The sequence below is a fragment of the Pseudactinotalea sp. Z1732 genome (assembly GCF_049724975.1).
In the GTDB taxonomy this organism is placed as follows: Bacteria; Actinomycetota; Actinomycetes; order Actinomycetales; family Beutenbergiaceae; genus CALKWS01.
Map to the genome: position 1 here is coordinate 543,594 of NZ_JBMPQC010000002.1, position 25,807 is coordinate 569,400.

General features: G+C 66.7%; 22 protein-coding genes. 14 read left to right on the top strand and 8 right to left on the bottom strand.

Annotated features, from left to right (window positions below; all coding sequences use genetic code 11):
• Positions 1 to 29: 29 nt before the first annotated feature.
• On the bottom strand, positions 30 to 914 hold the full coding sequence (locus ACPL7H_RS06265) for an aldo/keto reductase (protein ID WP_424785928.1): 885 nt from the start codon (positions 912 to 914) through the stop codon (positions 30 to 32).
• Positions 915 to 1,232: 318 nt separating this feature from the next.
• Between ACPL7H_RS06265 and ACPL7H_RS06270 the strand changes: the two genes are divergently transcribed.
• The 5 genes from ACPL7H_RS06270 (at position 1,233) to ACPL7H_RS06290 (ending at position 6,954) form a co-directional block, all read left to right on the top strand.
• The gene (locus ACPL7H_RS06270) at positions 1,233 to 1,955 is read left to right on the top strand and encodes a DUF4386 family protein (protein ID WP_424796180.1); all 723 of its coding nucleotides are present in this window, start codon (positions 1,233 to 1,235) and stop codon (positions 1,953 to 1,955) included.
• Positions 1,956 to 2,153: 198 nt separating this feature from the next.
• Positions 2,154 to 2,918, top strand: a complete 765-nt coding sequence (locus ACPL7H_RS06275; protein ID WP_424796181.1) for a TnsA-like heteromeric transposase endonuclease subunit — start codon at positions 2,154 to 2,156, stop codon at positions 2,916 to 2,918.
• Entirely contained in the window at positions 2,915 to 4,969 is a 2,055-nt protein-coding gene (locus ACPL7H_RS06280; protein ID WP_424796182.1) for a Mu transposase C-terminal domain-containing protein, read from the top strand. The genes ACPL7H_RS06275 and ACPL7H_RS06280 overlap by 4 nt, the downstream gene beginning before the upstream one ends.
• Before the next feature lie 9 nt (positions 4,970 to 4,978).
• On the top strand, positions 4,979 to 6,022 hold the full coding sequence (locus tag ACPL7H_RS06285; protein WP_424796183.1) for a TniB family NTP-binding protein: 1,044 nt from the start codon (positions 4,979 to 4,981) through the stop codon (positions 6,020 to 6,022).
• Positions 6,019 to 6,954 (top strand): hypothetical protein, encoded by a 936-nt coding sequence (locus ACPL7H_RS06290; RefSeq protein ID WP_424796184.1) that lies wholly within the window; start codon positions 6,019 to 6,021, stop codon positions 6,952 to 6,954. The genes ACPL7H_RS06285 and ACPL7H_RS06290 overlap by 4 nt, the downstream gene beginning before the upstream one ends.
• On the opposite strand, the gene ACPL7H_RS06295 is transcribed toward ACPL7H_RS06290, so the two are convergent.
• Together ACPL7H_RS06295 and ACPL7H_RS06300 are read right to left on the bottom strand one after the other, a co-directional pair.
• Complete coding sequence (locus ACPL7H_RS06295; protein WP_424796185.1) at positions 6,858 to 7,640, bottom strand: hypothetical protein; 783 nt, start codon at positions 7,638 to 7,640, stop codon at positions 6,858 to 6,860. The genes ACPL7H_RS06290 and ACPL7H_RS06295 overlap by 97 nt on opposite strands.
• Before the next feature lie 57 nt (positions 7,641 to 7,697).
• Positions 7,698 to 8,375, bottom strand: coding sequence for a hypothetical protein (locus ACPL7H_RS06300; protein WP_424796186.1), 678 nt, complete (start codon positions 8,373 to 8,375; stop codon positions 7,698 to 7,700).
• Positions 8,376 to 8,655: 280 nt separating this feature from the next.
• Here ACPL7H_RS06300 and ACPL7H_RS06305 point away from each other — a divergent pair, with 280 nt between their 5' ends.
• The 6 genes from ACPL7H_RS06305 to ACPL7H_RS06330 are packed head-to-tail and all read left to right on the top strand — an operon-like array spanning position 8,656 to position 19,114.
• The gene (locus tag ACPL7H_RS06305) at positions 8,656 to 12,129 is read left to right on the top strand and encodes a helicase-related protein (RefSeq protein WP_424796187.1); all 3,474 of its coding nucleotides are present in this window, start codon (positions 8,656 to 8,658) and stop codon (positions 12,127 to 12,129) included.
• Positions 12,126 to 14,858, top strand: a complete 2,733-nt coding sequence (locus ACPL7H_RS06310) for a DUF1156 domain-containing protein (RefSeq protein WP_424796188.1) — start codon at positions 12,126 to 12,128, stop codon at positions 14,856 to 14,858. The genes ACPL7H_RS06305 and ACPL7H_RS06310 overlap by 4 nt, the downstream gene beginning before the upstream one ends.
• Before the next feature lies 1 nt (position 14,859).
• Positions 14,860 to 18,219, top strand: a complete 3,360-nt coding sequence (locus tag ACPL7H_RS06315; protein WP_424796189.1) for a DUF499 domain-containing protein — start codon at positions 14,860 to 14,862, stop codon at positions 18,217 to 18,219.
• Positions 18,220 to 18,230: 11 nt separating this feature from the next.
• Complete coding sequence (locus ACPL7H_RS06320; RefSeq protein ID WP_424796190.1) at positions 18,231 to 18,797, top strand: hypothetical protein; 567 nt, start codon at positions 18,231 to 18,233, stop codon at positions 18,795 to 18,797.
• Between the two features lie 16 nt (positions 18,798 to 18,813).
• Positions 18,814 to 18,969, top strand: coding sequence for a hypothetical protein (locus ACPL7H_RS06325; protein ID WP_424796191.1), 156 nt, complete (start codon positions 18,814 to 18,816; stop codon positions 18,967 to 18,969).
• Complete coding sequence (locus ACPL7H_RS06330; protein WP_424796192.1) at positions 18,962 to 19,114, top strand: hypothetical protein; 153 nt, start codon at positions 18,962 to 18,964, stop codon at positions 19,112 to 19,114. Before ACPL7H_RS06325 ends, ACPL7H_RS06330 begins: the two co-directional genes overlap by 8 nt.
• 160 nt (positions 19,115 to 19,274) lie before the next feature.
• Here the strand turns inward: ACPL7H_RS06330 and ACPL7H_RS06335 are convergent, their stop codons facing one another.
• A complete protein-coding gene (locus tag ACPL7H_RS06335; RefSeq protein WP_424796193.1) occupies positions 19,275 to 19,778 on the bottom strand; it encodes a methyltransferase family protein in 504 nt (167 codons plus the stop codon).
• A 134-nt stretch (positions 19,779 to 19,912) separates the two neighbouring features.
• On the opposite strand from ACPL7H_RS06335, the gene ACPL7H_RS06340 reads away from it, so the two are divergent.
• A complete protein-coding gene (locus ACPL7H_RS06340; RefSeq protein ID WP_424796194.1) occupies positions 19,913 to 20,953 on the top strand; it encodes an aldo/keto reductase in 1,041 nt (346 codons plus the stop codon).
• On the opposite strand, the gene ACPL7H_RS06345 is transcribed toward ACPL7H_RS06340, so the two are convergent.
• Positions 20,950 to 21,633 (bottom strand): WYL domain-containing protein, encoded by a 684-nt coding sequence (locus ACPL7H_RS06345; RefSeq protein ID WP_424796195.1) that lies wholly within the window; start codon positions 21,631 to 21,633, stop codon positions 20,950 to 20,952. The two genes, ACPL7H_RS06340 and ACPL7H_RS06345, sit on opposite strands and share 4 nt — an antisense overlap.
• Positions 21,634 to 21,666: 33 nt before the next feature.
• Between ACPL7H_RS06345 and ACPL7H_RS06350 the strand changes: the two genes are divergently transcribed.
• Both ACPL7H_RS06350 and ACPL7H_RS06355 read left to right on the top strand, forming a co-directional pair.
• Positions 21,667 to 22,125: a DMT family transporter gene (locus ACPL7H_RS06350; RefSeq protein WP_424796196.1), complete on the top strand. Its 459-nt coding sequence runs from the start codon at positions 21,667 to 21,669 to the stop codon at positions 22,123 to 22,125.
• A gap of 11 nt (positions 22,126 to 22,136) precedes the next feature.
• Positions 22,137 to 22,766, top strand: a complete 630-nt coding sequence (locus ACPL7H_RS06355; protein WP_424796336.1) for an NAD(P)-dependent oxidoreductase — start codon at positions 22,137 to 22,139, stop codon at positions 22,764 to 22,766.
• Positions 22,767 to 22,800: 34 nt separating this feature from the next.
• On the opposite strand, the gene ACPL7H_RS06360 is transcribed toward ACPL7H_RS06355, so the two are convergent.
• The 3 genes from ACPL7H_RS06360 to ACPL7H_RS06370 form a co-directional block, all read right to left on the bottom strand.
• A complete protein-coding gene (locus ACPL7H_RS06360; RefSeq protein ID WP_424796197.1) occupies positions 22,801 to 23,106 on the bottom strand; it encodes a hexameric tyrosine-coordinated heme protein in 306 nt (101 codons plus the stop codon).
• A gap of 89 nt (positions 23,107 to 23,195) precedes the next feature.
• Entirely contained in the window at positions 23,196 to 23,858 is a 663-nt protein-coding gene (locus ACPL7H_RS06365) for a DUF4287 domain-containing protein (RefSeq protein ID WP_424796198.1), read from the bottom strand.
• 257 nt (positions 23,859 to 24,115) lie between these two features.
• Entirely contained in the window at positions 24,116 to 25,708 is a 1,593-nt protein-coding gene (locus ACPL7H_RS06370) for a beta-N-acetylhexosaminidase (RefSeq protein ID WP_424796199.1), read from the bottom strand.
• Between the last annotated feature and the right edge of the window lie 99 nt (positions 25,709 to 25,807).

Below are 25,807 nucleotides of genomic sequence, written 5' to 3' on the forward strand. Positions count from 1 at the left end.
GGTCACCGATACCGTTCGCGCTCCTTGGCTCAGGCGGCGTCGAGAAGCGCGATCTCCTCGGCGGTCAGCGCCAGATCCGCCGCAGCGGCGGAGTCGGCGATCGAGGCTGGGCGCTTCGCCCCAGGAATCGGGATGACCACCTCGCTCTGGGCGAGTTCCCAGGCGAGGGCCACCTGCTGCGGGCTCACTCCGCGGTCCTGCGCCACCTGCGCGAATGCCGGGTGCTTCGCCGCCAGTTCCTTGGCATCGGTCAGCCCACCGAGGGGACTCCAGGCCAGGAACGCCAGGCCGAGTTCGGCGCAGACAGCGACCTCGGGCAGGCTGCTGCGGAACTTCGGGCTGAACTGGTTCTGCACACTCACCAGAGAGTCACCGAGGACGGCGTGCGCGGACCGAATCTGGGCTGGGTCGACGTTGGACAGACCGACCATGCGGACCTTACCGGTGTCGACGATCTCCTTCAGGATCCCGATCGTCTCGTCATAGTCACGGGCCGAATCAGGACGGTGGTGCTGCCAGAGCCAAATCTGGTCAACGCCGAGCCGGGACAGGCTCGCGTCGACCGCGGCGTGCAGGTGTTCCGGTGAACTGTCCTGGGACCAGGAACCGCCGTCGCCGCGCACACTGCCGCCTTTGGTGGCCAGGTACACCTGGTCCCGGACCCCGAGTTCGTCGAGCAGTCCAGCGACCAGTTTCTCGTTCTCGCCCTGTGCCGCCGCACCCAGCTGCTCACCGGGCCCGTAGGCATCGGCAGTGTCGAACAGTGTCACTCCGGCAGCGAGTGCGGTCCGGATCGTCTCGGCGAGTTGCTCCCGTGGCTGCTCGCCGGTCTGGTCGAAGGTCATCAGGCCCAGGCCGATCGCACCGACCTCGACGCGCCCGACTGTGCCGTTACCGATTGTTCGTTGCTTCATGGCGTTCACTCTACGGTGACATCCAGAGCCGGTGAAGGACCCGACGGAAGTGGTGCGGTGCGGGTCGCTCAGACTCTCGCTAAGTGAGGGGTTGCCACGTAGGCTCGCACGTATGGAGTTGTCCCCGGCGTGGCAGTCCGGCGCCGCGGACTCACCGCCGCCGGTCCTGCACTGTTCGTAGGAACCGGTGGACTCCGTCGATCGCGACCTCCGGGTCTGCCGGGTGCTGGATGCCCCGGAGACGCTGAAGAACTCATCGGCCGACGTGATTGACGGGAGGCCGGGCGAGACTCCCGGCCCCGGGAACGGAGGATCGCGATGGTCGTCGACGAGGGCATAGTGCGCAAGGACGTCCAGGAGTGGACGGGGCTTGTGGTCACCGGGGCGTGGGTGACGCTGGCCAGCGTGGTGCTGATCGTGGTGCAGATCGCGATCTACCTCGTCTGGCCGCCGCCAGAGACTACGGTGCAGTACTTCGAGGTGCTCCTGAACAACCCGTTCCGGGGCGTGATCGCTCTGGACGTGCTCTACATCGTGAGCAACCTCCTGGCGTTCCTGCTGTACTTCGCCCTTGCCGTCGTTCTATGGCGAGTCAGCCGGTCCGCGGTGGTGGTGGCACTCTCCTTCGGCGTGCTCGGTATGGCCGCGTACATGGCCTCGCCACGAGCAGTGGAGATGCTGAGGCTCGCCCAAGCCTACGGCGAGGCCGACGCCGCCGAGCGGGTCGCACTCGTCGCCACCGGCGACGGGATGCTCGCGACGTGGATGGGCACGGCGTTCGACATCTACTACTTCTTCAACCTGGTCACGCTACTCATCCTGGCCGTCCTGATGTACCGCAGCACGGTGTTCAGCCGCGCCACCGCGCTCTGGGGCCTCGTTGCGGCGGTACTCATGGCGGTCCCGTCGAATTTCGGCACAGTCGGCCTCGTCTTCGCGTTGGCATCGCTCGTGCCGTGGTCGGTGTTCGCCGTGCTCGTGGCGCGCCGGCTGCTGCAACTAGCGACTGGGCCTGGGCCTGGGCCTGGGCCAGGGCGGTAGTCCTGCGATGTTCGGTGACGCACGACGAGTCCCGATAGCCGATAATGCACATTATGTCATTCCACCTGGAGGGGTGCACACCTGCGTGCGCGTCGCCACTGTCCGGTCTCACTCAACCTGTCCTCTGTCGCAGTAGACATGTCCTCTTACGGATCGTATAATCAGTCTGACTAGAACTATCCAACGCGAGGCGGAACCATGCCTGCTCGGCTGCGCTCCCTCCCGGCGAACGTCACTGACACGACGCTGGCCCTGTGGTCCTCCGACGAGGCCGCCGACTGGCAGACACAGTCGGTGGGCCCTGACCTTGCGGGCGTCCGCCTTGAGCGCGCCCGGCCTGCTCGTGAGTTCGTGTCCTGGCCGGGCAAGCGGAACTACGAGGGCTTGTGGTGGTCCTCCACGACCAGGGCGCACATCGGGTTCGAGAGCCTCCTGGAGCGTGACGCGCTCCTGTGGCTCGACTGGGACACCGACGCCGTCGCGATCAGCAGCCAGCCGCTGGCGTTCCTGTGGCCGAAGGGCACGCCTGGTCACAAGTCGCACGTCCCGGACTACTTTGTCCGGCTCGCCGACGGCGACGGCAAGCTCGTGGACGTCCGCTCTGAGGCTCACCAGTCCAAGAAGGCGCTCGCTCAGTTCGCTCTGACCCGCGAGGTGTGCAACCTGGTGGGCTGGCAGTACGAGGTCTGGCCCGCCCTGCCCGCTGGGATGGCCGAGTCGTTGCGGTGGCTCGCCGGGTACCGGCAGGACCGGTGTGCCCCCTCCCCTGAGACGCACGACCGGATCCTGGCAGCGTTCGCGGACGGGGCCAGGCTCGGCGACGGCGTGGAGCAGGTGGTGCGGTTCGCTGCCGTCCCGGCCGAGATCGTGCTGGCGAACGTGTACCACCTGTTGTGGGACCGGACGTTGACCGTTGACCTGACGCGGCCGTTGTCGATGAGCACGAAGGCCGTGGTGTCGTGAAGTCGGTTCGGTTGTGGGATTTCATCCAGTTCGACGGTGACTCGTGGCAGGTCGTCGCCCAGGACGGGCCGACGTTGGCGTTGAAGTCGTTGACGACTGGCCGGATCCGCAAGGTCGCGGTCGGCGTTCTCCTGGATGACGACTCCTACCTGCATGATTCCCCCGCTTCTCTGCCGGACATGACTGGGTTGTCCGTGTACGAGACGCTCGAGCCTGCTGCTGCGGCCCGGGTGAGGTTCCTGCACGGGCACGTGCACGAACTGCTGTACGGGGCCCAGCTCCCGGACCACGACGGGGCTGGACCAGACGACGTGCCAGATGCGCAGCCACGTGCGGAGTACGACCCTGGGGTGCCGTTCATGGAGCGCGTCCGCGTGAAGGTGGCTGAGCTCGCCAATCTCGGCTCCCCTATGACGGAACGGACCCTGCGGCGGCACGTGTACGCGTACCGAGACAAGGGCGTCGCCGGCCTCGTGGATGGCCGATCCACCCGGGCGTCCGGGACGACCGGGCGCGTGGACCCGCGCGTCGTGTCTCTCATTGAAGCCGAGCTGCACGGCCAGACGGACAAGTCCACGGGCACCCGTGGCCGGGTCATCCACAACGTCACCCTCGCAGCGAAGCAGCAGGGCCTGCCGATCCCTTCACGCGCGACCATGTACCGGACCGTCGGGGTGCTCGAAGGGAACCGGCACCCGTTCGGGGACGCGACCACTCGCCGGTCCCTCGCGAACAGGCCAGACCGCACATTCGGGCGGCGCGCACCGTCTCGGCCCGGTGAGCTCATGGAGATCGACTCCACCCCGCTCGACCTGATGGTCCTCTACCCCGACGGGACGACCGGCCGGCCCGACCTGACGATCCTGTTCGACATCGCCACCCGCACCCTGTCCGCGACGATGCTGCGTGCTGACGCGACGAAGTCCGTGGACGTGGCCGCGTTCCTGCTCGCGAAGGCGCTCACCCCGTTGCCGATGCAACCCGGGTGGGACGCGTCGTTGGCGTTCTCCCGCAGCATCCTCCCGCCGGGTGTCCTTATGGAGGCTGACGAGCTGACGGAGAAGATCGCTGCCCGGCCCATCATCCAGCCGGAGTCGATCACGATCGACCGGGGCAAGGTGTACGTGGGGCGCACGTTCACGGCCGCCTGCGAACGGCTGCAGATTTCCGTGGTGAAGTCCGCACCCCGCACACCGACAGACAAGCCTCACATCGAACGGTTGTTCTCCGCGGTCAACACGTTGTTCGTCCAGTACCTGACGGGCTACACCGGACGGTCCGTCACCCGCCGCGGGAAAGACCCTGCAGCGGAGGCTGTCTGGCCGTTGCAGGAGGTGCAGAACCTACTCGACCAGTGGGTCGTCGCGGAGTGGCAGAACCGACCGCACCCTGGCCTGCGTCACCCTGCCATGCCGCAGAAGGACCTGACCCCGAACGAGATGTACGCCGCCCTGGCAGGGGTCGCACCACCGGTCCACGTCGCGTTCGAGGCGGCGGACTACCTGGAGCTGCTCCCGGTCTCGTGGCGGGGCGTGCAACCGTACGGGATCAACTTCGCCGGGCTCCGGTACGACTCCCCCGACCTGCACCACCTGCGCGGACGCAAGTCCGGGCTCAAAGGCGCGGCCGCAGGCAAGTGGGAGGTGAGGTACGACCCTGGCCGGCTGAACACGATCTGGGTGCGTGACCACATCGCCGGAACCTGGATCGAGGTGCCGTGGACGCTCGCGAACCAGGCCCCGCCGTTCTCCCTCGACGTGCTGAAGGTGGCCCGCTCCGGGCTGGACGAGCGCGACACGAACAACCCGGTGAAGATCCTCGAAGCCGTCTACCGCATCCAGACACTCGACCAGGGCCTGACTGCCAAGGAACAGCGGGCTGCACGCCGCTCCGCGCTGGGCCACCCACTCTTGCCCGACGAACACGTCACGGAAGACGAGCAGCCCGGCGACGAGGCCGGAGCGGACGACAAGCACTCCCCTCCCCCGCCCGACACGGAGGGACCCGACAACCCGGCGCCACGCAAGCGTCGCACCCGACGGTTGAACTAGGAGACACGCATGGCGATCCCCGACACCCTGACCGCGTGGCGTGAGTACGTGGCCGACGCACCCGTCGAACCTGACACCCTCACCCCCGCCACCCTCGGACGCCTGTCACCGCAGGAGAAGACCGCCCATGACGAGGCGAGGGTCGCGTTCCTCGACGGGAACATCGTCCTGTCCACCCCAGACACCGACGCGATCGACCTGAACGCTCGCTTGCTCGTCGGGTCCCTCGCGTCGAAGAAGTTCACCGCACGGCCCGGCCTGGCCGTGTCCGGGCAGTCCACCCTCGGCAAGTCCACCGCGACCATGTGGGTCGCGAAGCAGCACGAACAACGGATGCGCGAGAAGACCGGACGGGGGGACGACCCCGAGTACGCACCAGTCGTGTACGTGCCCACCCCCGCCGGGACGACCACGAAGGGGATGATGACCGCGTTCTGCCAGTGGCTCGGCCTGCCCATCCACCGGCAGGCGACCGCACAGGACCTGACCGAACAGGTCGTGACCGTGCTCCGCACGATGGGCACGTCCATGGTCCTGCTCGATGAGATCCACAACTTGAAGACCCGCTCCAGCACCGGCGCGGACGCCGCGTCCGCACTGAAGGGGTTCGCTGAACGGCTCGACGCCGTTTTCGTGTACACCGGGATCGACCTGCCGTCCTCCGACCTGTTCACCGGCACCATCGGTGCCCAGCTCGCCGGGCGGGTCACCATGTACGAGATGCAGTCTTTCGGGGCGTCCACTCAGCAGCAAAGGGACGACTGGGCCGACCTGGTCGCCGCCATCGAAGACCTCATCCCCCTCGCGAAGCACAAGACCGGCACGCTCGAGGGCCTGGCCGGGTACCTGTTCGACAGGACCGGCGGGTCCATCGGGTCACTGCGTCTCCTCGTGTCCAAGGCAGCCCAGCTCGCCATGGACGACGGGACCGAGAAGGTCGACCGGGCCAAGCTCGACAGGGTCCGCATCGACCAGAACGCCGAAGGCCAGCTCCGCGCGACCACGACCACGCCCCCACGTTCTGGACGCGCAAAGCTGAAACGCGCCCAATGACCTTGACCCCGCTACCGGTCCCGACCCGTGTGTACGGCGGGGAGGGCGTGGACACGTACGCGCGACGCGCGGCGACCCGCAACGGCACGCAGGCACGGTGGATCGACAAGATGCTCTGGGAGACCGGGACCGCCCGGACGCTCTCACCCCACCACCCGGCACGCCTGCAGGCGTGGCGTGAACTCGGCGGGCTGCACGAGTCCGCGTTCACGACCCCGGACACCATCAACGGGGAATGGGTGACCGACCGGGACCTGTGCATCCAGTGCACGCGCGGCAACCCGGCGCACGGCCAGCTCCCCCGGGTGGGTCTCGTGTGCGTCCGTCACCGTCGCTGGCTCGGCGCACCAGGACAACCACGTCTCCACGCCCACCCAGAGCTGCTCACCGCGGAACGGCACTACCGGGCCCGGCTCGCGACTAGGGACGTCATGTTCGATTCACCACCCATGCTCGTCGGCGCCGAGTGCGCCCGGGTCGCCCTCTCCCCCAGCACCATCACTGCCCGACAGGACCGGGCCGGGCTGTCCCTGGACGCGGTCATCTACCCCGAACACGTCGCGTTCGCCCGCCTCGTCACCAGTCCCGGCCTGCTCACCTGGGTCACCGACCCGGGTACGGACCCCGCAGCCGTGCGGCGCCTCCTCGACGCTCGCGCTCGTCACGTCGTCCCCGAAGAAGGGAACAACGAGCCATGGCGCGCGTCCACCCGCTTGCAGACCATCCTGTTCCGCGTCCGCTCCTTCGCCCGCAACGCACCCCCAGGCGCCCCGGTCACTGATCCGTGGGGTCTGCTCCGCCACACAACCCTTGACACAGGCCCCGCGACCGACGGTCAGGCCCAGCGTTTGTGCGTCACGGCCGGGGCATCAACGACAGTCCCGACCAAGGACGCCCGCAACGCCGCCAGTTTGGGTGTCTCCACCGCGTAGTAGTCCCCACGTTCCCGGGCGTCCCCGAACCTGCCTCGGATCTCCCACAGGCCGAGCACAAACCCTGTCGGGATCATGTGCGGACCCAGGCGAGGGCCTGCGACAGCGAGCAGAAACGCCGGATGGTCCTCCGACGCCGTCCGGAAGGACGCAGTCACATCCGGGCCGAGCTGGGTACGCAACCGGGCGAACTGATTCACCGGCGGGGACCCCAGCATCTCCTCGACCGACCCCAACCCGTCCGGTCGCTGCACCTGAAACACCAGGATCCGAGTCCAGTCTGGCAGGACACCACGACGCGCTAGCACGACCCGATCCAGGGTGTTCCCCGAGTAGCGGAACCCAGGACGGCCACGAAACGCCAGCCCCTCCAATGCGTCGATCCCCTCGACCTCCGCGACCAAGCCTTCACCCAACGCCTCAGCGTCGGTCCCCCACGTGCCGTGGTCGGAGATCACATGAACTGTCGGCGGCTCACCGCGGTTCCACAGTTCCTGCACCCGCTCGTACGTGCCCGGGTTCGTGACCCGGAAGTCCTCCCCCGACGCAAGCCAAGACGAGTCCAGCACAGCGGGGACCGGACGGGCCGCCAACGCCGGGTGCGCGCCCACATGCAACATCCCCGGGATCGACGACGCCGAATCCGTGAGCGTGTACACGAGCCAGCGCGGATCAGGGACAACCACCACACCAGTTCACACGCAAACAGGATCCGGGACCAGCCGACTCGCCGTGCGCAGCCCCTACATTGCGGAGCCCGCCGGGTGCTCCGGTGGGACCGGGGCCTCATCCTCACGGAAGATGGCGGCCTGGGCTGCCAGGTAGGGGCGAAGGTCGATGATGGTTGCCCCATCCCCACCCGACAGTGCGGGCAGCTCACCTAGATCGCGGTCATTGGCCTGGGCGAGCCGGTGCGTGTGGTCTGCGACGAGCTGGACGAGGGTGCGAGCATCCTCCGGCGTCACCTCAATGCGAATGGCACCGTTCTCGGACTCAGCTTCGATCGCGTCCAGGTCTGCGACGAGGCGGTCGATCACATCAGCATCCAGGTTGCCGTCTCGCGCCGCCTCTAGGTACCGCGTGAGTGATGCGCTGTAGCGCTCAAAGCTGGGCGGGACCTCCACCGCGACCGCTGGACGGTGTGGTGACTTCCTGCGTTTCGCCCAGTACGCCACTCCTCCCGCCGCGGCCACTAAGGTGACGACCCCAACGCCGATGACGACGAGCCTCTGATCCTTCACCGCGGCGGACAGCCTCTCGGCCAGCTCCTGAGGAGCATCCTCAGGGACCCTCTCCTTGAGATGCTTCACGATCTGCCCACCGTGGTCGCGCACCACGCCACCCCACCGGACAAGCTCCCCTGACGCCAGCCGGTCCGCGATGTCTGTCGGAATGTCGAACTGGGGTTGGATCGTCGGCATCGGCCCTCCTGATGGATCCGGGGTCGGCCTCAGCTCAGCTGGCGAGGCTGACGCTGATGCTACTGCCCTCGCCGTATGCCAAGCGGGCGCGTCCGGGACGGGCGGTTGATCCTAGGTCTGTCAGAGGGCCCGGCCACCATGTCACTGAGGAGACAGGTGCGCCGATTACTCCAGGTGTGCGCCAACGAAGCAGGTCGGCGTGGCCAGGCAAGAAGCCACTTGGACGGACGGATAGGGTCACAACGTGAACGATGGCGTAACGAGCACACAGACGAAGTCGATGTTTGACGCGCTCACCGTGGGGGCGACCGTCACCGGGCTCGCCGGTCCGCAGCCCGTGCAACTGATCGCGGTTGAACGCCTCACCGACGACTCCGCGAACGTGGCCTACCGCACGGATACGGGCATCGTGGAGAAGATCGTCTTCGCCGACAACCTGAACCACGTCCGGTCGGTCAGCGCGGGGCTGGCGTTCACGTTCGACGCTGACCCGAACGCGTTCCTCCTGGCAGCCGAGGCACGAAGGATGAGCCTTGCGCACCTGTTCGATCCCCTCGCTGCACTCGGCACCAGCGATGTGCAACCGTTGCCGCACCAGCTCCGTGCCGTCTACAAGACGATGCTGGACAAACAACCGTTGCGCTACGTCCTCGCGGACGACCCCGGTGCGGGCAAGACCGTCATGGCCGGCCTACTCATCAAAGAGCTTCTCCTGCGCGGCGACGCGGCGAACGTCATGGTCGTCGCCCCCGGTGTCCTGGCGGACCAGTGGGATGAGGAGATGCGGACCAAGTTTGGGCTTCAGTTCGAGGTCCTCACCCGGGACAAGGTCACCCACGAGGGAAACCCGTTCGCGAGGGGCGGGTTGTGGTTGGCCCGCCTGGATGTGCTCTCCCGGAACAGCGAGGGGATCCTGGACAAGGCGTGCGACGTGGACTGGGACCTGATCATCTTTGACGAGGCCCACAAGCTGTCCGCGTCCGTGTGGGGCACTGCGGTCAACAAGACCAAGCGGTACCAGATGGCGGAGGAACTGGGGAAGCACACCCGCAACTTGCTTCTCATGACTGCGACGCCGCACTCCGGCAAGGAGGACCAGTTCCAGTTGTTCATGGCACTGCTGGACTCCGACCGGTTCGAGGGAGTCGCCAGGGAGGGCACCCGCAAGGTAGACGTCTCCGACCTGATGCGACGACTCATCAAGGAAGACCTGCGCACCTTCGATGGGAAACGCCTCTTCCCGCGGCGATTCGCATCCACCGTCGAATATGAGTTGACGCAGCCGGAGAAGGACCTGTACACCGCAGTCACGGACTACGTGCGGGAAGAGATGAATCGGGTCGATGAGACCAACACCGACGGTCGCCGCCGCAACGCGGTCGGGTTCGCCCTCACCACGCTGCAACGTCGCCTCGCGTCCTCCCCGGCAGCGATCCACCGGTCCCTCGAACGTCGCCGCAACAGGCTGAAGTCCGAACTGGGGGAAGCCCGGCTCCGGCCCAAGACGATCAGCGACGACGTGGACATCCCGGACTGGGACGACCTGGAAGACCTCACGGACGAGGAGCAGCAGGCGCTCGAAGAACGTGCGGTCGCCGGCGCCACAGCATCCCGAACCCCGGAGGAGCTGGAGACTGAGATCGCCGTCCTGGACCAGCTCATCGTGAAGTCCACCACGGTGAAGACCTCGCCCACGTACGCCAAGTGGGACGCGCTGCGGGACACCCTCGACGACACCGAGGAGATGCGTGACGACACCGGGGCCCGCCGCAAGGTCATCATCTTCACCGAACACAAGGACACCCTCGATGACCTCGTGACCCGCCTGACCCAGTACCTAGGACGTGACGACGCCGTCGCCACGATCCACGGTGGGACCAGGCGGGAGGACCGGAAGAAGGCCAAGGAGACGTTCGAGCAGGACGAGCAGTGCATCTTCCTCATCGCGACCGACGCTGCAGGTGAGGGCGTGAACCTGCATCGCAACGCGCACCTGCTCATCAACTACGACCTGCCGTGGAACCCGAACCGGATCGAACAACGGTTCGGCCGGATCCACCGCATCGGTCAACCGAACCCCTGCTTCATGTGGTCCCTTGTCGCTCAGGACACCCGCGAGGGCGACGTGTACATCCGGCTCCTGGAGAAGATGGAGACCCAACGTGCAGCGCTCAACAACGACCGTGTCTACGACGTCCTCGGCCAGCTGTTCCAGGGCAACGCCCTGCGCGACCTCATGGTTGCCGCGATCCGGGAAGCGAACGGCCCCGAACGGCAACGCTACCTAGAGGAAGTCATTGACCCCAAGATCGCCGAAGGGATCCCCGAGCTGTTACAGGCGAACCAGCTCGTTCCTTCCAGCCTTGACCAGGGCGAGATCGACGAGATTCGGCGCGACATGGAACGCGCCGAGGCTGCTCGTCTGCAACCACACCACGTGGAAGCGTTCTTCCACCGGGCGTTCGCGGACGTCGGCGGACAACTGCGGATGCGGGAGAGCCACCGGTTCGAGATCCGAACCGTCCCTGCGGTGATCAAGGAACGAGACAGGATCACCGGCTACGGGCAACCCGTCGTGAACTCCTACCACCGCGTTGCGTTCGACCCGAAGTACGTGAAGGCTCCTGGGAACAACCACGTCGCCACGCTCCTGCACCCCGGTCACCCATTGCTGGCTGCAACCCTGAGCGTCACCACCGACCGGCACCACGACGCGCTCCGCCGCGGCGCGGTCCTAGTGGACCGGGCCGACCTCAACACTCAACCGTACGTCGTCTGCCTGCTCGAGCATGACGTCACCGACGGACGCACTGGACGTGACGGCCAACCGTGGGTGCTCTCCAGACGCGCCCAGTACGTACGGGTGGACCCGGACGGGACGATCAGCCCACTGGACGGCTCACCCATCCCGAACTACGACCCCACCAGTGACGACGAACGTGAAGCGGCGCAGCAGATCCTCACAGAGTCGTGGGCCAACGCGGCCGACTTGAACACCCGGGTCGTCCGCGAAGCGTCCGTCACGCTCGCCCGCCAGCACGCAGAGACGGTCACCCAGCGCACGATCGCCCAGGTGGATAAGACCGAACGACTCGTCCGGGACCGGCTCACCCGGGAGATCAACTACTGGGACCAGCGTGCGTTCGAGCTCGCGGAACGGGAACGCGCAGGCAAGAAGACTCGACTGCCTGCCTCTCAGATGCGTCAACGGGCCGAGGCTCTCTCCCGCCGGCTCGACCGGCGCCTGGCCGACCTCGACAAGGAACGTGACATCTCCGTCCGCCCACCCCGCGTGACCGGCGCCTGCCTCGTCATCACCCAAGGCTGGCTCGACGCCCAGGTCGACCCCGAAGCCGCAGAGCACCGCGCGAAAGAGACCATCCGTATCGAACGGCTCGCCGTCGACGCAGTCCTGCGGGTCGAGAACACCCTCCGTCACGACCCAACGGAAATGCCGCACAAAAACCCCGGGTACGACATCGAGTCCCAGACCCCGGACGGGTTGGACTTCATCGAGGTGAAGGGACGGGTCAGCGGTGGCACCACCTTCGTGTTGACTAGGCAGGAAGCCGTCACCGCGCTCAACAAGGGCGACAGATCCGTGCTCGCGCTCGTGCGCGTCGGTGACGACGACACGACCACCGTCCGATACCTCCGACACCCCATCACCCAACCCATCGACCCCCGAGCAGCCCGCGTCGAGTTCGACTGGGACCCATTCTGGAACGACGCCACAGAGATGAGCCAGCAGTGACCGACAGCACCCCTCGCAAGAGAAAACTCATCGAAGTCGCCCTACCGCTCGAGGAGATCAATGCCGCGTGCAAGGCCGACAAGGAGCGCGGCGTCGGCACTCTCCGCAACATCCACAAGTGGTTCGCCCCCATGCCTCTCCCCGCTTGGCGTGCGCTGCTGTTTGCCGCATTGGTCGATGACCCCGAGGACGACAACCAGCGCGTGTACCTGCTCGACCTGATCAAGCGGCTGGTGGCAAAACGGGCCGACCTTCCTGCCTCAGCGGACCTGGATGAAGCGAAGGCGCTCGTGGCCCGGGCCTACCCACAAGGGACCCCGACAGTATTCGACCCGTTCTGTGGTGGGGGTTCGACGCTCGTCGAGGCACAGCGGCTCGGGCTGGAGACGTTTGGTAGCGATCTGAACCCGATTCCGACGCTCATCTCGCGCACCCTCACCCAGTTGCTGCCCCCGGCCTACGGGCGTCAACCCCTTCATGGGGAGGCGCACACGGCCACGAAGGTGCGGGGGAAGTCCAGCGCCCCGGAGACCCTTGCGTTGGGCGACTCAACGACCGTGCGTCGAACCTATGTCGGTTACGAGGGCATCGTTCGCGACGTGTCGCACTACGCAGAGGAGGTGATGCTCGCTGCTTGGGATCGAGTCGCTCCGCACTACCCGATGGCGGCCGGAGAGAAGCCGCTCGCGTGGCTTTGGGCTCGTACGGCCACGTGCCCCAACCCCACATGCGGGGTTGAGACAGTCTTGACCACGTCCTGGTGGTTGTCCAAGAAGAAGGGTGACCTCGCATGGATCGAACCCTCAGTGGATGAGGGTGTCGTGGCCATTAAGGTCGTCAGTAATCAACGGTCTGGTGGCCCAACGGAGGCCACAAAGTCGGCGCGTGGCGCAACGTTCCGGTGCCTGGGATGCAGCAATCCTGTGAAGGACACGGACCTGGACAAGCAGGTACGTGCTGGTGGCCTCGGATTGCGCATGACGGCCGTGGTCGCGGAGGCAGCCGGCCGCCGCTACTACCGGGAACCGACGCAGGAGGAGGTAGTCGCCGCCCAGTCGGTAGACCTCTCAGGCGTTGACGTACCCGATTCAGTTCCTGCATCCGATGGGGGCAGCCGGAATCGGTTTGGTCTCGCCACACAAGCGGATCTCTACCTCCCACGCCAGATGCTCACCTTATCCGTGATGAGCGACCTCATCCGCAGCACGCGTTCGCGCGTCATGGACGACGGTGGAGACGAGCAGTGGGCCGACCTCATCACGACGATGCTCGGACTTGCTCTCGGAGGGCTGGCAATCACGGGCTCGACCCAGACGCGCTGGCGCGATCGCGTCACAGGCCCATCAAAGGCAGAGCCTGCGTTCGGGCGGAACGACCTACCCGTGACATGGGACTTTGCTGAGACCTTCTTCATGGGCGGCGCCGTCGGAGATTGGCTCAACATCGTGCGGCGCGTCACGGCAGCCACGAAGTACACCGCACATGGGGCCGGAATCGTCGTCCGTGCGGATGCCCGGACGAGCGCTCTCCCAAGTCCTGGCCTGGTGGCGACAGATCCCCCCTACTTCGACGCCATCGCGTACGCAGACCTGTCTGACTACTTTTACGTGTGGCACCGACGGGCGCTACGGGACATCCACCCAGACCTCTACCAGACGGTCGCAACGCCCAAGACGGGCGAGCTCACAGCCCTACCGAGCCAGCATGGGAGCAAGCGTGATGCTGCTCGCACGTACTTCATCGACGGGTTCACGGAAACCTTCGAGAACTTGAAGAAGTCTGCACACCCAGACCTCCCGATGCTCGTTGTGTATGCCTCGAAAGAACAAAAGGGAGGGCGCGACGAGGAAACCCGTTGGTCCTCCATCCTGACGGCCATGATGCGCGCAGACCTGGAGATCGTGGGCACCTGGCCTATCCATGGCACTGGCTCCACACGCATGATCGGACTCGGGGCTAATGCGGTTGCAAGCTACATCGTGATGGTCTGCCGCCCTCGCGACCTTGCCGCAAATACGTCGAGCGTGACCGATTTCAATCGGGCTCTCCGCCGTGAACTCGGTCCTGCCATCCGGGACCTCCAGGCGGCCTCGATCTTGCCCGTTGATCTTGCACAGGCGGCCATGGGACCAGGCATGCAGATCTTCTCGCGCTACCGCGCGGTGCTAGATCAGTCTGGTCGTGCGGTTCCGGTCGAGCAGGCCCTGCACCTGATCAACGCCGCGCTGTCCGAGGTTCTGGACGAGCAGGAGGGTGAGTTGGATCCTGAGTCACGCTTCGCCGTCCGCTGGTGGGAGTCGCACGCGTGGAGCAGCGCCTCGTTTGGGGAGGCGGACAAGACCGCTCGACCTTTGGGAATCAGCGTCGATGACGTGGTGCGGGCTCAGGTTGCTAGTAGTCATGCCAACCGGGTCCAGTTGAACGGCGATGGTGCGCTCGACCGAGCTTGGACGCCGGGCAGGGACAGTGCCCCGACTGCCTGGGAGGCTGTGCATCACTTGGCCGATCGTTTGATCGACGGTGGTGGCGAGTTGGAGGCAGCCAAGCTGATGGCCCGGCTCGGTCCGTTGCAGGACTCAACGATGGCGCTCACATACCGACTGCACGACATTGCGGCAAAGAAGGGCCGCACGGTCGATCAGGAGAGGTACAACGCCCTGATCAACTCATGGGCCGAGCTGGTGAGGCTCAGCGGCGACGGTGCCACGACGATGGAGGAGCTGTTCTGACATGGCTGGGTTGACGAACAAGGAACGGGTCGGGCGCGCCATTGACCTGGTCGCCGAGGGGCTTGGTCCCTGGATGGTCACGTTGCTCGAAGGGAAGTACGGGAATGACTGGGCGACCGTCGTGGGTCAGACCGCTGGGTTGACTGGTCGTGACTCCACGCCGAAGGTCGCTGACCCGGCGTACTTGTTCTGGGCGTTCGACAAGCAGTGGCATGCCGTGTTTAAGGATGTCCTGTCGTACGAGGACAAGCGTGCGGCGTCGGCGTTGTGGGACGCCCGGAAGGAGTGGGCGCACGGAGAGAGGATCAGCTCGGAGAGGACCGAGCGGGTTCTCATGGACGGTGAGCACCTGCTGCGGTCGATCGGTGCGGTGGAGCAGGCGGACAAGGCTGATGAGATGCGCCGGGAGTACCGGCGGATCATTTTTGAGGAGGACCAGAAGCGCCTACAGCGTGCCCGTGAGAAGGCGCTTTCGGTGCAGGTGGACTCGGCGGGTCTGCCGGCGTGGCGGGACGTGGTCGAACCTCATGACGATGTCGCTCTTGGCACGTTCGAGCTGGCTCAGTTCGCGGCTGACCTGCGGCAGGTGCACCAGGGGATCGCGTCTGCGGAGTATGGCGACCCTGCGGAGTTCTTCGGTCGCACGTACCTGACGCGTGGTCTGCGGTATCTGTTGGAGCAGGCCGTGAAGCGTTTGACGGGGACTGGTGGGGAACCGGTCTTGGACCTGATGACGACGTTCGGTGGCGGCAAGACACACTCCCTGCTGGCGGTGTACCACGCCGCTTCGGGGGCGTCTGCGGACGACCTGCCGGGTATGCGCGACATCCTGGACGGGTTGGGGGTGGCTGAGCTGCCGACCGGTGTGAACCGTGCGGTGCTGGTCGGGAACGACATTTCCGTTCTAGGGTCCGAGAAGGCTGACGGGACCGTCGTGAACACGATGTGGGGTGAGCTCGCGTACCAGCTTGGTGGCCGTGAGGGCTACCAGATGTTGGCGCGGTACGACGAGAAATCCGTCCCGCCGACGACCACTGACCTCGCGAAGGTGCTGTCGACGTTCGGTCCGTGCATCGTCCTGGTGGATGAGTGGGTCGCGTACCTGCGCCAGTTGTGGTCGTTGGAGCAGACCCCACCTGGTGGGACGTTCGATGCGCACATGACGTTCGTCCAGTCGTTGACCGAGGCGGTGAAGTCGGTCCCGAACGCGCTCTTGGTGGTGTCCCTGCCTGCGTCGGACGTGGTGCGGGACATGCCGGCTGCGGAGACTCCGATCGAGAACGAGCACGAGATCGGCGGCACTGCCGGTTTGGAGGCGTTGCGGCACCTGCGGTCGGTGATCCACCGGCTCGAGTCCGCGTGGCAGCCAGCCACGATCGAGGAGTCGTTGGAGATCGTCCGACGACGCATCTTCAAGCCGTTCGGTCGGGAGCAGGACGCCGCCCGTGACCTGGTGGTGCAGAAGTTCATGGACCACTACCTGCGGTATGCGTCCGACGTTCCGAGCGAGGTCATGCAGCCGGGATACCGATCCGTGATGCGAACCGCTTACCCGATCCACCCCGAGCTGTTCGACCGCCTCTACAAGGACTGGTCCACCCTCGAGCGGTTCCAGCGGACCCGTGGCGTGCTGCGGCTCATGGCGACCGTCGTGGCCGCTCTTTGGAGCAGCGGTGACAAGTCCCCGATGATCCTGCCCGCGCTCGTCCCGTTGGACAACGCCAAGGTCATCGACGAGCTCACGAACCACCTCGACGATGCCTGGAAGCCGATCGTCGACGCGGACATTGCTGGTGAGACCTCGACCGCGAACCTCATCGACAGCGAGATCAAGATCCTCGGCAAGACCATGGCGACGAAACGCGCCGCCAGGTGCGTGTTCATCGGGTCAGCCCCGATGGCGAACCTGCGGCAACGGGACGGCAGCAACGCCCCCGTACGCGGCATCGAGCAGAAGCGAGTCGTGCTCGGGTCCACCTACCCGGGAGACAACCCGGCCCACGTCACCGACGGGCTACGCCGGCTCGGGGATCAGGGCAAGTACATGAACCGAGACCAGGACCGGTACTGGCTCTCGCTGCAGCAGACCGTCGCCCAGATCGTCCAGGAACGAGCAGACTCCTACCACGACGAGCAGGTCTTCGACGAGCTCGCCGCCGTGGTACGGCAGGAAACCGACAAGGGCCTGTTCCAACGGGTTCACCGGTTCCCACCCACCAGTGGTGACGTGGAGGACGATCCAGGGATCGGACTTGTCATCTTCGGGCCCGACCGGGCGTTCTCAAAGCGCGCGAAGTCCACCGCCGAAGGAGAAGCCCTCGCGTTCCTGAACAAGCGCGGCACGAACGCGAGGATCCACAAGAACAGCCTCGTCTTCCTGGCCCCCGAGGTGGACCGGGTCGACGTGCTCCTGAACGCCGTCCGCCAACGCATGGCGTGGGAGTCGATCCTGGCGAACAAGGACTCGCTCAACCTGGACCAGCACAACATCAAGGTCGCTGAGTCCCGGGTCGCCCAGTCCAAACAGACTGTCGCGGGCTCCATCCGTGAGGCATACCGGTGGATCCTCGTTCCGACACAGGAGCCTGGCTCCGCCGAGATCGACATCGAACCGATCCTCATGAACGGGGACGGGACCCTGGCCGAGCGTGTGACGAAGAAGGCCGACAGCGGCGAGTTCGTCGTCCGCTCCTTCTCACCCTCACTCCTGCGGTTGCAGATCGACCGGTTGAACCTGTGGAAGGACAAGCCATACGTCCCGATCGACGTGCTCACCGGGTACTTCAGCCAGTACGTCTACATGCCCAAGGTCACCCAACCCAGAGTCGTCATTGACTGCGTCTGGCACCTGGACGAGGTCCTCAGCATCGACCTTGACGGGTTCGCCTACGCAGACGCGTACGACGACGGACGGTTCACCGGGCTCACGACTACCAAGCCGGCCGCTGTCCGGCAGGGCGGCCTTCTCGTCGCCCCCGACGCTGCGGCGCAGCAGATCGAGCAGGACACGAAGCCTGACGACACACCCCCGACCGACGAGGATGACCCGAAGGACCCGACCCCACCGGGCGGTGGAGGCACCAGTCCCACTCCGGGACCTGGCGGCGGTGCAACATCGCCCGCACCAGTGCCCACGCGGTTCCACGCCACGAAGAGCCTTACCAGTGATCGCGTCGTGCGCGACGTCGCCCAGATCTACGAAGAGATCGTGTCCCACTTCGTCTCCAGCGGCGTCGAGGTGAGCGTCACCATCGACGTTGAGTCGGACCAGCTCGACAAACTGTCGGCCGACCAGCGAACCGCGATCCGGGAGAATCTCAACACTCTCGGGTTTAGCGACGACGACTGGTCCATGGGCTAGGCGGCAACGAGATGCTATCCAAGCGCCGCAAGGCCCCAACGCAGTCAGTCGTGCCGCCATACGACCGAGCCGCCGAAGAGGCGGTATCGCGCGAGATTCTGGAGCAGGCGCGGTGGATGTTCGACCAAGACGAGAAACGGCATGACAACGCGCAGGCCAGGGCCGCGGTGGTCCTCACGCTGACAGCAACTGCGGTCGGCCTGCTCATCCAGATCATCCCGGAGACCCTGTCCTGTCCCGACAAGGCCGGGCTTGGTCTCGTCCTGCTCGCGGCAGTCACAACGGTGATCTGCTGCGTCATGGTTCTTCGTCCCCTGAACAGGAAGGACGGGATGCCGTCGGTCGATCAGCTCCGCAAGTTCGCTGCTCGACACAACGCCCAAGACCGAATGCCCGTGCCCGCGACCCAGTTCGCGGTTGACCTTCTCCGAGCGGGTGAGCTGACTAAGCCTTCACCGCTTAACGTCTCACGGGACCATGCGAACGATCGGATGGAGTGGCTAGGTCGAGCGTACGTGTCCTTTGGTCTCATGTTTGGGGCCGCTGTCATCATGCTCGGGCTACAAGAGTTCATCTAGAAGCGGAGGTCGCGACGTGCCTGATGAAGAGAAGAAGAAGGATGAGCCCAAGGCGAAGACCGCCGGCTCGGACGAACGCGTGGAGCCGTGGGAGTCGAAGTACGAGTCCATTCGAGGGAGCGGTGCTCCAGATGGCCGGAACGAACAGAAGGAGAGACAGCAAGATGAGTGACCAACGCGACAACAAGCGGTGGCGCCGAGCAGACGGCGAGCAGGACGAGCCACCCCAGAGAGTCGAGACCCAGGACTCCGAGTACGACACGATCCGTAAGGACCGTGACGGGAACCAGCGCGACGGCGACGACCAGCGCAAGTAGTCCTGCGGACGACCAGAACCTCGCGTTGCTGCACCTACGAAGTGGACAGGTTGAGTGAGACGCCACACCGCCAGTGCGTCCCGCTCAATCTGTCCACTGGCAGGTCAGATAGGTCATCTTGAGTGAGACCGGACAGCCACTCCCCTCATGGGGACGGGTATCAGCGACCCGGCTTCCGCAGCAACCGGCGCGGGAGCGGCCAGCGCGGGATCTGCTCGGTGAAACGAACGTAGTCATCGCCGAAGCGTCGATGCAGCCGCGGCTCCTCATAGAGATGCACGGTCAGGTTGAAACATGTCGCGACGATGGCGCCGTATGCCAGGATCCGCGGACTGCGCCATAGCACTGCCTGCCCGGCGATGACCGACAACACCCCCACGTACTGCGGGTTCCGCGTATACCGGTACAACCCGGTGGCCACCAGGTCCTCGGTCTCGGCGACGGGCGCGGGTGTCCCCCGTGCGCGGACGAACCGGACGAAGCAGTCCGTCACGATCGCGCTACCGCCGAGAACAAGCCCCGAACCGAGGATCCGTGACAGCGGGCCGCTCGGAAGGTGTGGCGAGGCCTCCCCTCGCACCTGCCACGGCAGCACGCCGGCCACCATCCCGGGCGCGGCGAACGCGAAGACTGTGGTGGTGATCGCCGCTGTGCGCTTCTGCACCGCTGGTCCCTCCGGCCGGAGGGGTAGGTTAGCACGGCATCAGCGGGGTTCGGCGGTCCTGCTGCGCCGGGTTCGCCCCGCTCCCCCGGATGACGTCAGCGGTCTCCAGCGTCGCGCCCAGGTAGTCTCGATCAATGGATCACCTCACCCCGAACCCGGATCTGTACAACGTCGCTTACCAGGCCGAGGACTTCCAGGGCATGCCCTACCGCTACGTGGGTTCCTCCGGCCTGCGCTCCCCCGCGATCGGCCTGGGCACGTGGAAATTCGGCTTCCCCGACACCGGAGACGGTGCCCGCTCCGATGAGCAGACCGCCCTGCAGATTCTGGACCGCGCACACGAGCTGGGCGTGCTGTTCTGGGACACGGCGAACCGTTACAACGCCGCCTCGGGCAACTCCGAGCGGATCATCGGCCGGTGGCTCAGCGCAAACCCCGGCCGCCGGCGGGACGTGGTGCTGGCCACCAAGACCCATGGCGGTATGGACGGGTACACCCCGAACCACTCCGGGCTGTCCCGGCTGCAGATCACCGAGTCGGTCAAGGCCTCCTTGGCGCGCTTGCAGACCGACTGGATCGACGTGCTCTGGTTCCACCGGTTCGACCCGGTGGTCCCCATCCAGGAGAGCCTGGAAACGGTCGCCGACCTCGTCAGCCAGGGCAAGGTGCACTACCTGGCGGTCTCGAACTTCACCGCCGATCAAGTGCGCGCCTACCTGGAGGTCAGCGAAGGCATCTCCCGGCGAACCCGGCCGATCGCGGTGCAGAACCGCTTCGACCCGTTGAACGGTGAGGTGCTGCCCGGGGTTCTCCAGGTGTGCGCCGACCAGGGCCTGGCATTCGTGCCGTACTCCCCCTTGGCCCAAGGGCTGCTCACCGACCGCTACCTCGATGCCGACGCGGTCGGCCCCGGAGACCGGCTGCACGATGAGGGTATCGAGATCGACCCCGCTCAGATCGCGGTGGTGCGCCAACTCGGCGAACTCGCACAATCCTGGGACCTGCAGGTCAGCCAACTCACCCTGGCCTACCTCCTCACGTTGCCGGGAATGGGCACCCAGATCCCGAGCAGTTCGACCCCGGCCCAGTTGGAGACCAACGCGTCCGCCGGCCGGGTGCACCTGTCCGAGCGGCAATGTGACGCCGTCGCCCGGGTTCTGGGCCGGGAGGACTAGAACCCGCGACGGCGATCGGGGCATTCGTAGGCACCATCAGGAGCCCCGTACCGGCAAAGCAGTTCCGCGCCAAACCGGGCGAGTTCGGCCCGCACCGACTCCGGTTCGAGGACCTCGACGGTCGCGCCCCATCCGGCGAGGCGCTCGGCGATCGACAGCGGCAGGTGGGCCGCCAAGCGGACGCGCACGCGCCCGTCCCCGGAGGTCTCGAGCAGTTCGCAGTGCCGGCCGAACTGGCGCTCGAGGACGGGGAGCGCGCGGGCCGGCGCGAGCACCGTCGCGGCGACGCCCGAGCGCAGGTGCTCCACCTCCTCGACCACCTGCTCCCACTCCCGGCCCAGATCCAGGCCCGCCGGCCGGGCCGCCGCCTCCGTCAGCATGGTCGCCTCGCGGATCCGGTCCACCCGGAAGGTGCGCCGGCCATGTTGGGTTCCGGCGACGAGGTACCCGACGCCGCCCTTGTCGACGAGCCCCCACGGGTCCACCGTGCGCGTGGCCGCCGCGTGGGTGCGGCCCTCGTACTCGAGCAAGAGTCGGCGGCGGCCGACGACAGCCTCTTGCAGCGTCTCCAGGACTGGCGGCCGTGCCCGGCCGTCCGCGCCCCATCCGGCGGTGTCGGCGGTCACGGCGTCGGCGGCGGCCGCGGAGTCCGCACGGAAGGTTCCGGAAGGGCGCGCCACGCCTTGGCGAGGTCGTCGGCGTAGAAACTGATCGTGGCGAATCCCCGGAACATCGGTCTGTTGGCCGCAAACGGGGACACGTCCAAGAAGTGGGGCAGGCCGGACCGAGCGGTCCCTTACGCGGGCTGGTTGCTGACCGCAGGAGGGCTCGTGATCATTCCGATCGCCCTCGTGGTCGAGGGGCCTCCCCCAACCCTGGACGCCCCGGCAGTCGCTGGTTATCTATGGCTGTCCCTGATGGGCGCACTCATCGCCTACGTGCTCTGGTTCCGCGGCGTCGGGCGCCTCCGCGCCGGTGCGGTGTCATTCCTGCCACTCATCTCGCCGCTCGTCGCGGCCTTCCTCGGCTGGGCCCTCCTGGGCGAGAAACTCACCCAGGTTCAACTTGTCGGCTTCGCGATCGCCTTGATCGCCGTCTCGGCCGCGCAGCGGACCTCCCCACGCCCTGCCCGCCACGAAGAACTCGCCCCCAGAATGGAGCTGCAGCGATAAAGATCCTCATCATCGGTGGCACCGGCAGCGCCGGCTCCCGGATCGCCCGTGAGGCGCTCGAGCGCGGACATGGCCTGACCATCGCGTCCAGGAGCGGCCGACCCGGTGAGTTCGGCGGGCACGAGCGCGTGGAGACCGTCCGACTTGACTCCGCCGACGTGGATGCGGTGGCCTCCCGCGCCGAAGGTCATGACGTCGTCGTCGGTGCGACCCGCCCTGCTGCGGGCATGGAGGGCGACATCATCGACCTCACCCATGGACTGGCGACCGGGATTCGCCACGCCGGCAGCCGGCTGCTCGTGGTCGGTGGTGCCGCGCCCCTGCGCCTACCGGGATCAGGGCGCCGGGTGCTCGACGACCCGCACTGGGTGTCGTCGGAGTTTCGGGCCGTCGCGATCGCGAGCAACCGCCAGCTGGAGGTCCTGAGTGAGTACACCGACGTCACCTGGACCTACCTCGCGCCCGCGGCACACTTCGCACCTGGTAGCCGCACCGGTCGGTACACCCTGGCCGAGGCGGAACTCGTCATCGCACCCGATGGGGCCTCGGTGATCTCGATGGAGGACTACGCCCTCGCACTGGTCGATCTGGCCGAGCGCCCCACCGACCTGCACAAGGTTCTGGCCGTCGGCCCGGGCTAGCCACCAGCGGCGAGCGCCCAGCCGCCAGCGGTGCTCAGTTGCGCCAGTAGTTGTTCGCCGCCGCCACCGTGGCGAACTCCACCGCCACCACGTGCGCGGCGGCAGTCAGCGAGTCCGGGTTGGTGGCGTAGCCAGGACGAAGCAGTTGACGGACGCCGGCGTCGGGCTGCATGGCACCGACGGTCTTGCGGGCCAGCATGATCGCCAACTCGCGGCCCTGCTCGGGCGTATCGGTGATGAGTGTGTTGTCCGGTACCAGGGCCACAGCCGCCTCCATGTGTGCATCGATGGGTCGAGGACCGTTGAAATGGCCCCGGTTTCGCAGCCTAGTGCTGGTCACGGCATTCTTCTAGGTCAACTTGTGAAAACTCCGGGCGTGGCGCTCGGAGGTAAGCCGGCCGCGGACCTCCAGGGGGTGGCCGGACCGTCTCAGGTTCCGTCGTCGCCGGCTTCCTCATGCAGTGCCTGCAGCCACTCGCCCCAGAACGCTTTCCAATGCGCCACAGCGGCCGGACCGGGCAGGTTGCTGTGCGTGACGCTCACCCGGACCTGGCCGTCCGGGCGCGGGTCGAAGGTGAACAGCACCACACCCTCGTCCACCCCGAGCCGTACTGCCTTCGAGGTCGGTTTGGATCGCAGTGCGGAGGCCAACCCGCCGAGCAGATCGGCGCGGTCGGACTCATCGAGCAGGCCCGCGCGCAGTGCGGTGCCGTCCAACGGCAGGGTGCGTGAGACGCCCGCCTCGAAGGAGCCATCAGCGCGTTGATGAGCCGCTCGTATCCCGGTGATCCGTTCATACCCGACCGTCACCGCTTGCGCCCACCAGCCGCTGATCTCGTGATCCTGCTCCAGGAACGTGGCGATCGCGGCGTGTGCCGCGCCACGGCCCGGACCGGCGTCGATCACCTCGCGCCACTGGTTCCAGGTGCGGCCGGTGCGTTCCACGACCTGCTCGTCGCTGTGCTGGGGCTGGTGTACCCAGCCGGGTTCGCCGGCGGCCGGCGGCAACCTCCGGCGGGCGGCGCCGTGCTTCTGCCCGGTCTTGGCCATCCGTTCGCGGACACGCCGTGGGAAAGGTTCCTGCTTGGTCATGATGAGCCCCTTTCGCGGATACCGGGGCGGTGCCGCGTTCAGCGTGCGCAGGGGCTAGGCAGGTACTGAGCGCGGGCAGGTGCACCAGTCGGCGTCGGCGACCTGGGCACGGACCTCGGCTACGTGATCTCCGCAGCCCTCCCACGTGGTCTTGCGACAACGCGCGCACTGGACCGGCTTGCACATGAACATCGGCTCCTTACCTCGGGTCCACCCAGCCTAGTAGCGCCTGCGGGATGGGTCCTGCGGTGCGGCCACTACTCCCCCACCTGGCCGTCGGCGTCGCCCAGGTGAGCCGCGGGACGCTCGAAGGCCCCGGTGCCGCCACGCTGCCAGGGCTGCAGGCCGCCCAGGGGCCGGTAGTTCACGCCCACGGCGTCCAGACGCTCCAGGTGCCCGATCAAACGGGGTGTGAATTCGTCCCAGGTGCGCCCGGCCGGGTCGGACCAGGCGACCTCGGCGTGGGCGCAGGCGCGCGGGAACAGGTGGTACTGCGCCCGGCGCATCGTGGGGATGTACTCGGTCCACACGTTGGCCTGCGTGCCCAGGATCTTTTCACTGTGCTCCGGTGGCACACCCTCGAGGGGGTCGAAGGCATAGACCTTCTCGACCGGCAGGTGTCCGCCGATGCTGTACGGCTCGTCCGGATCGTTGCTCTGGTAGTAGTCCAGGTACAGGTGGGAGGTCGGGACCATGACCACCTCTCCCCCGGCGCGGGCGGCCTCGACCCCGTACCCGGCGCCTCGCCAGGCCATCGTGACCGCACCGTCGAGGTGACCCTCGTCGTTGATCTCGTCCCACCCCACCAACACCCGGCCACGCTCGGCCAACCAGTCCCGCACCTGCCGGGTGAACCAGTTCTGCAGATGGGAGGCATCGGGCAGTCCGCGGCGTTCGGCGAGCGCGGCGGCGGCCCGGCTGGCCAGCCACTCGGTGCGGGGGGCCTCATCGCCGCCGGCGTGGATGTAGCGGGAGGGGAAGACGTCCAGCAATTCGGTGAACACCGAGAAGACGAACTCCATCGCCTCATCGGACAGGTTCAGCACCTCATCGAAGATGCCGAAGGTGTCGGCGACGGTGTGCCCTTCCCCGGGGTTGTTGCTCAGTTCGGGGTAGGCGGCCAGGACGGCGCGCACATGGCCCGGGAAGTCCAGTTCGGGCACGATCTCGATGCCGCGCTGGGCGGCGTAGGACACCAGTGAGCGGAGTTGGTCCTGGGTGTAGTAGCCGCCGTGCGGGGTTCCGTCGCCGTCCTCAGCCCCAGGTCTGCGAGTCTGGTGCCGGGTGCTGCCTACCTCATGCAACCGGGGGTGGGACTTCGACTCCATCCGCCACCCCTGGTCCTCGCTCAGGTGCAGGTGGAAGACGTTGTACTTGTGCATCGCCAGGAGGTCGATGAAGGAGTACAGGTCCGCGAGTGGCATGAAGTGCCGGCCCACATCGAGCATCAGTCCGCGCCAGGCGAATCGCGGGGCATCCGTGATCGTCACCGCGGGGACCTGCCACTGGGCGCCGACGGGCGCGGGCCGGTACACCGCCGCCGGCAGCAGTTGTCGCAACGTCTGGACCGCCCAGGTCAGGCCCCGGTGATCTCCGGCGTGCACGTCGATCCCGTCGCCGGTCACCTCCAGCCGGTAACCCTCGTCCGGCAGCGACTCGTCCCGGTGCAAGCGAAGCGCGCCATCATCCCTGCCGGGCAGGTCCAGGCCGGTCCCGGGCGCCAGCAGGCGGCGGACGACGGCGGCCCACTCCCTGGGGCCGGTGATCGCCAGATCCTCGGCGAAGGTGAAGGACCCCTGCCCAACCTCGGTGGACCGGGGTTGCGGGAGCAGGGTGAAGGAGCCGGGCATGCGTGACCTCTCTCGTAGGGGTCGGACCAGCCTAGTTGGTGCCGATGCGCCCCGGTGGGGTGTGAGTCATGGACGTGTCGGTCCCGGTGTTTGTGCTGG

Excerpts from the sequence above, each read along its gene's own strand:
- ACPL7H_RS06265 (WP_424785928.1), bottom strand. The coding sequence starts at position 914 with ATGAAGCAACGAACAATCGGTAACGGCACAGTCGGGCGCGTCGAGGTC.
- ACPL7H_RS06270 (WP_424796180.1), top strand. The coding sequence starts at position 1,233 with ATGGTCGTCGACGAGGGCATAGTGCGCAAGGACGTCCAGGAGTGGACG.
- ACPL7H_RS06275 (WP_424796181.1), top strand. The coding sequence starts at position 2,154 with ATGCCTGCTCGGCTGCGCTCCCTCCCGGCGAACGTCACTGACACGACG.
- ACPL7H_RS06285 (WP_424796183.1), top strand. The coding sequence starts at position 4,979 with ATGGCGATCCCCGACACCCTGACCGCGTGGCGTGAGTACGTGGCCGAC.
- ACPL7H_RS06290 (WP_424796184.1), top strand. The coding sequence starts at position 6,019 with ATGACCTTGACCCCGCTACCGGTCCCGACCCGTGTGTACGGCGGGGAG.
- ACPL7H_RS06300 (WP_424796186.1), bottom strand. The coding sequence starts at position 8,375 with ATGCCGACGATCCAACCCCAGTTCGACATTCCGACAGACATCGCGGAC.
- ACPL7H_RS06305 (WP_424796187.1), top strand. The coding sequence starts at position 8,656 with ATGTTTGACGCGCTCACCGTGGGGGCGACCGTCACCGGGCTCGCCGGT.
- ACPL7H_RS06315 (WP_424796189.1), top strand. The coding sequence starts at position 14,860 with ATGGCTGGGTTGACGAACAAGGAACGGGTCGGGCGCGCCATTGACCTG.
- ACPL7H_RS06320 (WP_424796190.1), top strand. The coding sequence starts at position 18,231 with ATGCTATCCAAGCGCCGCAAGGCCCCAACGCAGTCAGTCGTGCCGCCA.
- ACPL7H_RS06330 (WP_424796192.1), top strand. The coding sequence starts at position 18,962 with ATGAGTGACCAACGCGACAACAAGCGGTGGCGCCGAGCAGACGGCGAG.
- ACPL7H_RS06340 (WP_424796194.1), top strand. The coding sequence starts at position 19,913 with ATGGATCACCTCACCCCGAACCCGGATCTGTACAACGTCGCTTACCAG.
- ACPL7H_RS06365 (WP_424796198.1), bottom strand. The coding sequence starts at position 23,858 with ATGACCAAGCAGGAACCTTTCCCACGGCGTGTCCGCGAACGGATGGCC.
- ACPL7H_RS06370 (WP_424796199.1), bottom strand. The coding sequence starts at position 25,708 with ATGCCCGGCTCCTTCACCCTGCTCCCGCAACCCCGGTCCACCGAGGTT.